Here is a 7,501-nt window from a genome sequence, read left to right on the forward strand (position 1 = left end):
GTAGCCCAGCGCGTGTGCCCGATCGCGACGCCCTCGCCGCTAGAGCTAAAGCCATCTGATTTTTTGGCTAAATTTTCAAGCTTGCCGATGGCTTTGAAAAAGGCGATTTCCTGCGTGCATTTGTCGCAACCGCCATCCAGGCTCATCACCGCCATGCCTGCGCTATCGTAGCCGCGGTACTCAAGCTCTTTTAATCCGTTTAAAATAAACTCTCTTTTTTCTCTATTGCCGACGTAACCGACGATTCCGCACATGTTTACTCGCTTTCTAATAATTTTAAAATTTCGCCCAAATCCACGTCCTCGCGCTTTTCGATAAGCAGCAAATTTCGCGTCCTGTTTTTTACGGTTTGGATTCTGGCGTTGGCTATTTTTACATCAAATTCCTTAAAAACTCCCAATACGTAAGCCATCAGTCCGCGCTGATCTTTTGCATTTATGCCCAGCTTTGCGTACTCTTGCGAGTGGTTCGCGTCGAAATTTAGCTCGCCTTTTAGTATTGTCGGGCGATTTATCTGCGCTGAGGCGCCGCTTTTTAGCGAGATCTCGATGAGGTTTTTTAGAGTTTCTAGCTCGCTTGATTTTACGTTTTTGTTAAACTCTAGCTTGACGTAAAATTTACCGTCAAACAGCTCGAAAATCTCCATAAAACCAAGGTCAAGATGCGCCAGAGCCGAGAGCAAAACGGCTAAATTTGGATAGTTTTGCGCGTAAATTTCGATGCTCAGGCTTTGGTGATTTTGTACTTGCACGCTTAGTTTATCGGCGTTTTGTGCGGCCCAGGCGATGCCGATGATATCTGCTGGTTGGTATTTAGCAAAGAGCAAATTTGACCTGATAGCGAAGATTTTTTCTTTCAAATTTTCGCTTAAGGCGGCAAATTTGGCGTTTCGCCTGATGCTAAGCTCCTTTTTTACGCGCCTTGAAGCTTCATCGAGCAGATTTTCATCCTCAAAGCTTTGCAAACAAATGCCGTAAAGCTCGCGCAAAAGTCGCGCCAGATAGGGCGTATAGAGCTTTTCATCCGTCGCGTTTATCACGCAGTAGGCGACGATATAGGAGAGTTTTAGGGTTTGCGGGTCGCCTAGTTTTGAGATAAAGCTAAAAATCGTGCGCTGATCGTAGATATCCTCGCGGTTTGCCACGTCGTTCATCAGCGTGTGGTAGCGTACGAGCGTAACGCCGATATTTACGGATTTTGCGCTCAAATTTAACTTGCTAGCGTAGGCGCGGAAAATATTTGAACCCACGACCGAGTGATCGCCGCCTAGACCCTTGCCCGCGTCATGTAGCAGCAATGCTAGCTTTAGCAGCGTGCGCCCCTCGATGCAAAGCTCGTCGTAGAGCGATTTTACGAATTTATCTTTGATATTTTCGGCAAATTTGACGCTTAAAACGCAGTGCTCGCCGACGCTAAATTTATGATAGCCGTCAAATTCGGCCAAATTTACGGCATGCTCGAGCGGCTTAACCAAAACGGGCAAAATCTCCGCGTCCAAAAGCGCTTTGATGATGCAGTGAGCGTGATTTCGCATCAAAATTTTTCTAAAAAGCGCGAGCGAATCCTCGGCGTCCTCTTTGCTGATTTGCGCGCGTTTAAGGTAAAAGATCGTACCGACGTCAAATTTATACTCCGCATCGCCGAGAGCCAAAAGCTGCTTTAGCACGGCATTTAGAGGGCGAGGGCGGACGTGGAGTGGGACATAAATGGTATTTTCAAACCTATAAAATCCGTTTTTTAGCCGCGCAGCTCGTAGCTGGCTAAATTTAATACCGCTTGTAAATTTGCTCCTATAAAAGCTAGAAACCAGATAGCGCGAGAAAACGGCGACCGAGTGCATGCAGAAAAAGAGCTTTTGCGAGATGACGCTGCTGTTTTCTTGCGTTTTTTTGGACTTGGTTTGCATGAGCGCGGTGATCTCGTTTAGCTTAGCCGGGGCGAAAACGTCCGAGCCTAGGGTTAAATTTTGCGCCGATTTTACGCAGAGGATAAAATCAGTCGCCAAATTTAGCGCGCTAAGCTCCTTTTCGTCGATAAATTTTAGAGCCTGCGAGCGCATGCTGATCTCGTTTTCAAAGCCGTTTAGGGCGCAGTTTAGGTAGTAGATGTCGTTCGTGCCGCCTAGATCGTTTTTTAGATCGGGCTCTTGCTTTATGTTTGGGATATCGTTAAAGGCGCCCAAATTTTTGGCGTAAAATTTGAGATTTTCCTGCGCGTTAAACTCGCGAGTTTTGTAAATCTCCGATCTAGCGGCCTTATAAAGGGTCCGCGAGCCGCAGATATAGCGGATGCGGCTAAATGCGGCCTTTGCTTTGTGGTCGTTTTTGTGCGCTTCGAAAATCTCGTCCAGCTCGCAAATTTTGATATTTAGCTTTAAATTTGAGCTCTCAAGCGCCGCGACTAGCTTTTTTAGGATAAATTTGACGTTAAAGCCCGCGTTTTCTTTAAAGACGAGTAAAATTTCTAAAACCGAGCTCGTGGAGATGAGGTTGTCTGCGTACTTTTCGGTAGCGATGACGCAAAACGGTATAAAATCTACATCTGGGTTAAAGTCTGCGAAAATCTCGTCCAAAACCCGCGCGCATAGAGCTTTTATTAGCTCGTCGCTTTGCTTTGCGATGAAATTTGCAAAGCCCTTGCCTTGAAGCTTTTTTAGCTGCGAGGCTAAATTTGCGCCTCCTAAAACGCCGTTTAAATTTCCTTTTAAAGCCACTTTTTACCGCCGTCTTTTTGTGTAAATTTTATCCGATGATACTAAAATTTTGCAAAAACAAAGCTTTTTTAACATATAATCGCCGTTTAATATCTATTTTCGGAATAAAATTTGACAAATTTAATAGAAAAACTCCAAAGCGGCGAACGTCTGGACGCGGACGAATGCGCAGGCTTGTATGACCTAGACCTTTTTACGCTGGGTAAATTCGCAAACGCCAAACGGCGAAAACTGCACGGCAAAAAAGTATTTTTTAACGTAAATCGGCATATAAATCCGACAAACATCTGCGCGGACGTGTGTAAATTTTGCGCGTTTTCGGCAAATCGCAAAAACCCAAACCCATATACGATGAGTCACGAAGAGATCCTAAAAATCGTCGAAAAAAGCGTCGCCGGCGGCGCAAAAGAGATACATATCGTCTCGGCGCATAATCCCGAAACTTCGTGGCAGTGGTATTTGGAAATTTTTAAAAAAATAAAAGAAAAATACCCGCAAATCCACGTCAAAGCTCTAACTGCGGCGGAGGTTGATTTCCTCTCGCGAAAACACGGTCTTAGCTATGAAGAAGTCGTAGAAAAGATGCTCGAATACGGCGTGGACTCAATGCCCGGCGGCGGAGCGGAGATCTTTGACGAAGAGGTTAGGCGTAAAATCTGTAAAGGCAAGGTGAGCTCGGAAAACTGGCTCAAAATCCACCGCCTTTGGCACGAAAAAGGTAGGGAAAGTAACGCTACTATGCTGTTTGGCCACGTAGAAAGCAGGCAAAACCGCATAGATCATATGCTGAGGATTCGCGATTTACAGGACAAAACGGGCGGATTTAACGCCTTTATCCCGCTTGTTTATCAGCGCGACAACAACTATCTAAAGGTGGAAAACTATCCCGGCTCGGCCGAAATTTTAAAGACCTTTGCTATCTCGCGTCTGGTGCTCGATAACGTCGCGCACATAAAGGCGTACTGGGCGACATCGACTATAAATTTGGCCATGGTCGCACAGGAATTCGGCGCTGATGATCTAGACGGCACGATAGAAAAAGAGAGCATCCAAAGCGCGGCCGGTGCGAAATCGGCAAGCGGTATGAGTCTTAGAAATTTTACCGATCTCATTCAGACTTCGGGCTTTGTCCCCGTCGAGCGAGATAGCTTGTATAACGAACTAAAAATTTACGATAACTAAGGGGGCGGAATTGGATTTTTTTAAACTAAAGCAAAACGGCACTAGCGTAAAGACCGAGTTTAGCGCGGGACTCACGACCTTTTTAACGATGATGTATATCGTGCCGGTAAACGCGATAATCATGAGCAAAACTGGCATGCCTATGGATGCGCTCATCACGGCTACGGCGCTCATCACCGTGATCGCTACCGTGCTAAACGGCCTGTGGGCGAACACGCCGGTGGCCATGAGCGTGGGAATGGGACTAAACGCGTATTTTACATTTGGCCTCGTGCTTGGTATGCAGATACCGTGGCAGACGGCTCTGGGCGTGGTTTTCATCTCGGGTATAATTTTCGTCGTGCTATCTTTTACAAATTTTAGAATCTGGGTCTTAAAATCAATCCCCGATGACGTCAGACGCTCGATAAGCGCGGGCATAGGCGCCTTTATCGCCTTTGTGGGGCTTCAGCAAATGGGCGTAGTCGTAAATAACGACGCCGTGCTGGTCGGACTTGGAAATTTAAAAGATCCAAACGTTATTTTGGGCTTTGTGGGGCTATTTTTCGTTATACTTTTTTGGGCGTGGAAAGTTAAGGGTGCCTTTATCATCGCGGTATTTACGACCTCGGTGATCGCTTGGATTTTCGGTATCGCGCCCTATCCGAAGGAATTTATCTCGCTACCGGCTTCGATCTCGCCGATATTTTTAGAGCTTGACATCATGGGCGCGCTATCTTTCGCGCTGCTTCCGGTGATCGTTACATTTTTCGTAACCGATCTTTTCGACTCTATCGGCACGCTAGCTGGCGTGGGAAATAGGGCGGGAATCTTTGACGAGAGCAACCAAAAAGGCGTCGAAAAACTAGAAAAAACCCTCGAAGCCGACGCGGTAGCTACGGTAGCCGGCTCATTAGTAGGCGTTAGCACTACGACGTCATTTGCCGAGAGCGCTAGCGGTGTAGAAGAGGGCGGCAAAACGGGACTAACGGCGGTGTTTTGCGGACTATTTTTCGTACTTACGATTTTTATGTTGCCGCTTTTTAAAGCGATACCTTCAAACGCGATATATCCGATACTGGTGATGGTGGGCGTGCTGATGTTTAGCGAGCTTGGAAATATAAATTTTAAAGATCCGGCCATCGCTATCTCGACGTTTTTGATAGTTATTTTGATGCCGCTTACGTACTCGATCACGACGGGACTTTCGTTTGGATTTATGGCGTATCTGCTGGTTCGTATTATGAGACGCGAGTGGGAATACGTAAATATCGGCGTCATCGTGCTTGCGCTTATTAGTTTTATTGTATTTTTAGTGCATTAAGGAGAAAGTATGCTAAAGTATCCATTTGAGGAATTTCATAAAGACGTAAAAATAATGGCGCAAGATATCAAAGAAAACTTTGAGCCCGAGGTGATTTTGGCAATCGCCCGCGGCGGGCTTACTTTGGGGCATTTTTTGGCGAGCTTGCTAAATAACCGCAATCTTTTTACGCTAAACTCAATCCACTACGAAGAGACTCAAAAGCTCGACACTATCGATGTATTTAACATCCCTGACTTATCTAAATTTAATAAAATCTTGATAGTGGACGATATGATCGATACGGGCGAGAGCATGGTAGCCATAAAACAAGAGCTTTTAAAGCGCTTCCCGCATATCGAGCTAAAGATCGCGACTATCTTTTATAAACGCAAAGCTCTTTTGTTGCCTGATTTTACAGTAAGAGAGGCGCACGAGTGGATAGAGTTTTTCTGGGAAGAGCAAATTTAAGTCCAAATTTTAGCCATGTTGCGCTCGGAAACATTTTTACTTTTTATCATCTGCCTTATAGATTTTTGCTTTTTGTCGTACGCGATTAGCACGCTTAGCATTAGCTACTACGAGGCGGATGCGTTTTATAGCTCGCCTAAAATTTCAGCCGTTTTGGCTAGAGCTTCGGTTGAGATTTTCGGACAAAACGACTATGCCTTGCGCCTTCCTTTCGTTATTTGCCACATTTTTAGCGTCGCGCTACTCTACAAGGTATCAAAGCAAATTTTAAAACGCAAATTTGACCGAGTAGTAAGCGCAGTCGTGTTTATACTGCTTCCTGCGACGATGGCGTCGGCGATCTTGGTAAACGACGCCGGCATCATAATCGCGCTCTCGCTTTTGAGCATTTATCTCTATCAACTACGCAAAATGCTCGCTTTTTACGCGCTTTTGTGTGTTCTGCCTTTTGTTAGCGGCGCGTTTTTGGTTTATTTTTCGGCGATTTTTATTTTCGGAGTTTATAGACGCGACGCTAGGATGGCGTGGACCTCGGCGCTGCTTTTCGCGCTTTGTTTCTATCTTTACGGATTTAACTCCGGCGGCAAGCCTAGCGGCCATTTGCTTGATACTGTGAGCATTTTTGCCGCCGCATTTTCGCCTTTTATTTTCGTCTATTTCGTCTATGCTATGTATAGAATTTGGATAAAAGAGGCCAAAAATTTGCTCTGGTTCGTCTGCATAACGGCATTTTTGTTTTGCTTGGTTTTATCGATCAGACAGCGGCTTGAGCTCGAAAACTACCTGCCTTTTTGCGTTATTTCCGTGCCGATTTTGGTTCGGGTATTTTTTAGCTCGTACCGCGTAAGATTGCCGATATTTAGACGCGGATATAAAATTTTAGCTTCTTTTGCGGCGGCTTCTTTGCTTGCCGGATTTTTATTTGTGCTTTTTAACGAAACGCTTTATGGTGCGTTAAAAGACCCTACAAGACATTTTGTTTATAGATACCATATAGCAAAAGAGCTTGCAAAAGAGCTAAAAAATGAGGGCGTAGAAAAAATTTTCACGGACGATAAAAAGCTAGATTTGAGACTTAAATTTTACGGCATAGATACGCGGCCGGACGCAAATTTGCGATTAGCAATTTTGGACCAGAAAGATAATTATGGTAATATAGCGGTCTATAAATTCGGCGTAAAAATCGCAAATTTTAAAATTATAAAAGATGATTAGGGGATAAATTTGATGAAAAAAGCTTTTACTATGCTAGAGCTTGTCGTTGTAATCGTAGTAATAGGAATAATAGCCGCCGCTGCGCTACCGAGAATAAACGATGATCATATCGCGGAGGCTGCCGATCAAGTTATGTCGCATATCCGCTATACTCAGCACCTAGCTATGCAGGATAGCAAATTTGACCCTACTGATGCCAACTGGTTTAGAAAGAGGTGGAGTATAACTTTTACGAGAGCTTCATTTTGTGGAGGTTCAAGTGAATGGAGGTATAGCGTATATTATGATAGAAGTGCGACAGGTAATTTAAATTCGGCCGATGAAGTAGCGAGAGATCCGTTGGATCCTAGTAAGTTTATGAGTTCGGGATGGGCGGGTATCACGAATGCTGATTGCGCAAATGTTAGCAATAAATATAATTTGACGACAAATTTTGGAATAACTAATGTTCAATTTCGCGGCGTATGTGGACAGGCTGGCTTGCAGACTTTATCTTTTGATGAATTTGGAAGACCTATGAGAAGCGTAAGTACTCCTAATGGCGGTGGTGCAACTAGGGGTTATGATAGGTTGGTTCATAGTGGGCAAAATTGTCAAATAGTTTTAAGTACTTCCAAAAAAACAGCTACTATAACTAT

6 protein-coding genes and 1 pseudogene are annotated in these 7,501 nt (G+C 44.7%); 5 read left to right on the top strand and 2 right to left on the bottom strand.

The genetic code is table 11. The features are described from left to right. Together Q0200_RS00005 and Q0200_RS00010 are read right to left on the bottom strand one after the other, a co-directional pair. A pseudogene (locus Q0200_RS00005) lies at positions 1-254 on the bottom strand (glutamine--fructose-6-phosphate transaminase (isomerizing)); the annotation flags it as partial. A 2-nt stretch (positions 255-256) separates the two neighbouring features. Then, the gene (locus Q0200_RS00010) at positions 257-2,713 is read right to left on the bottom strand and encodes an HD domain-containing protein (protein ID WP_297936377.1); all 2,457 of its coding nucleotides are present in this window, start codon (positions 2,711-2,713) and stop codon (positions 257-259) included. Positions 2,714-2,824: 111 nt separating this feature from the next. On the opposite strand from Q0200_RS00010, the gene mqnE reads away from it, so the two are divergent. From mqnE to Q0200_RS00035, 5 genes are all read left to right on the top strand, one after another. Then, positions 2,825-3,895 carry an aminofutalosine synthase MqnE gene (gene mqnE / locus Q0200_RS00015; RefSeq protein WP_297936379.1) on the top strand — a complete coding sequence of 357 codons (1,071 nt, stop codon included), beginning with the start codon at positions 2,825-2,827 and terminating at the stop codon, positions 3,893-3,895. Positions 3,896-3,905: 10 nt separating this feature from the next. Further along, complete coding sequence (locus Q0200_RS00020; RefSeq protein WP_297936381.1) at positions 3,906-5,198, top strand: NCS2 family permease; 1,293 nt, start codon at positions 3,906-3,908, stop codon at positions 5,196-5,198. A 9-nt stretch (positions 5,199-5,207) separates the two neighbouring features. Continuing rightward, positions 5,208-5,648 (top strand): phosphoribosyltransferase family protein, encoded by a 441-nt coding sequence (locus Q0200_RS00025; protein ID WP_297936383.1) that lies wholly within the window; start codon positions 5,208-5,210, stop codon positions 5,646-5,648. A gap of 15 nt (positions 5,649-5,663) precedes the next feature. Next, positions 5,664-6,863: a glycosyltransferase family 39 protein gene (locus Q0200_RS00030; RefSeq protein ID WP_297936385.1), complete on the top strand. Its 1,200-nt coding sequence runs from the start codon at positions 5,664-5,666 to the stop codon at positions 6,861-6,863. A gap of 12 nt (positions 6,864-6,875) precedes the next feature. Beyond that, positions 6,876-7,501, top strand: a 626-nt coding sequence (locus tag Q0200_RS00035) for a prepilin-type N-terminal cleavage/methylation domain-containing protein (protein ID WP_297936387.1), incomplete at its 3' end; no start/stop codon positions are given.

The organism is uncultured Campylobacter sp., assembly GCF_938045225.1.
Lineage (GTDB): Bacteria > Campylobacterota > Campylobacteria > Campylobacterales > Campylobacteraceae > Campylobacter_A.